Source organism: Streptomyces sp. NPDC059398 (genome assembly GCF_042751845.1).
Taxonomy (GTDB): domain Bacteria; phylum Actinomycetota; class Actinomycetes; order Streptomycetales; family Streptomycetaceae; genus Streptomyces.
This window is the reverse complement of the sequence record NZ_JBHYWP010000045.1, coordinates 1-1,104: the sequence shown is the minus strand read 5'-3', so window position 1 is coordinate 1,104 and position 1,104 is coordinate 1. Positions and strand designations below refer to the sequence as shown.

Genomic DNA, 1,104 nt, shown 5'->3' with positions numbered 1-1,104 from the left:
GCCCCACAGAGTCCCCCTCAGAGACCCCCCCACCCACACCCGGGGGGGGCCCTTTCGGTGTGAGAGCCCCAATACGGAATCGAACCGTAGACCTTCTCCTTACCATGGAGACGCTCTACCGACTGAGCTATTGGGGCGCAGCAACGAGATAGATCATACCCGAAGTCGAAGGTGCTTCCCGCCACCACACCCTCACGGCTCCGCCTGAGCACATCGCCGCGCACCGCGCCCAACGCACCTGCCTGGCAGAGGAGTTGCTCAGAAAGCCGGCTGGAGCAGACCTCCGAGCGCGTTGCACGAGGCGACCATGCGCTGAAGTTCACGCCGGCGCAGCGCGCCGTGCACCGGAAGCGCGAGGGTCTCGTCGGCAGCCTGCTCGGTCTCGGGCAGCCTGACATCGCGCCGGAAGGCCGGCATCCGGTGGACGGGTGTCGCCACGGGCACTTCGCACCCCACTCCCCTGCGCCGCAGGGCCTGGGCGAAGGCATCACGGTCGGGACGCCCGTTGCCGGGCACCCGGACCACGTAACTCCGGTACGTGTGGGCGGCGTTCGGCACCGGTGTCCGGACACCGGTCAGCCGGTCGCCCAGGTACGCAGCGTGCGAACGGCGCTGCTCGACTTCGTCCGCCGCGGCAACCTCCGGGGCGGTGTCTCCGGGGCCGATGACCAGGAGCCCGTGCACCCGCCCGAGTTCACCGATGCGCACCAGGTCCGGCGGGTGCCCGAAGGCTGCGAGCGCCACCACGGCGGTGGTACGGGGGGTGAGAACGGCGGCGACCGCATCCGGGTCGAGGCAGTAACTCCCGGAATCTATGTCGGCGAAGACCGGCCTGGCCCCGGCCATCACCACGGCAGCGGCCGCTTCGGCATCACCGTAGGCCGACACGACGACCTCATCGCCCACTCCGACGCCTGCGGACTTCAGGAACCTCGCGGTACTCATGGCTGCATGGTGCTCGGCGCACGTGAACACCAAGTGACAGGGCATAAAAAAACGTGGGGGGGGGGGCGCGGGGGTTAGGGGGGCGGGGGGGTTTTTTTTTTTGTGGGGGGGGGGGGGCGGCCCCCGGGCGCGCCCCCGCCCCGGAGTACTATGATTCTT

1 protein-coding gene and 1 tRNA gene are annotated in these 1,104 nt (G+C 69.3%); both read right to left on the bottom strand.

Features of this window, described 5'->3' with window-relative positions; genetic code table 11:
* Window positions 1-64: 64 nt before the first annotated feature.
* Window positions 65-137: transfer RNA gene (locus ACFXBC_RS17940), tRNA-Thr, on the bottom strand.
* Between the two features lie 121 nt (window positions 138-258).
* On the bottom strand, window positions 259-945 hold the full coding sequence (locus ACFXBC_RS17935) for a DegT/DnrJ/EryC1/StrS family aminotransferase (RefSeq protein WP_385024626.1): 687 nt from the start codon (window positions 943-945) through the stop codon (window positions 259-261).
* Window positions 946-1,104: the final 159 nt, after the last annotated feature.

What these genes read in the sequence shown, in the direction of transcription:
- ACFXBC_RS17935 (WP_385024626.1), bottom strand. Translation starts at nt 945, where the DNA reads ATGAGTACCGCGAGGTTCCTGAAGTCCGCAGGCGTCGGAGTGGGCGAT.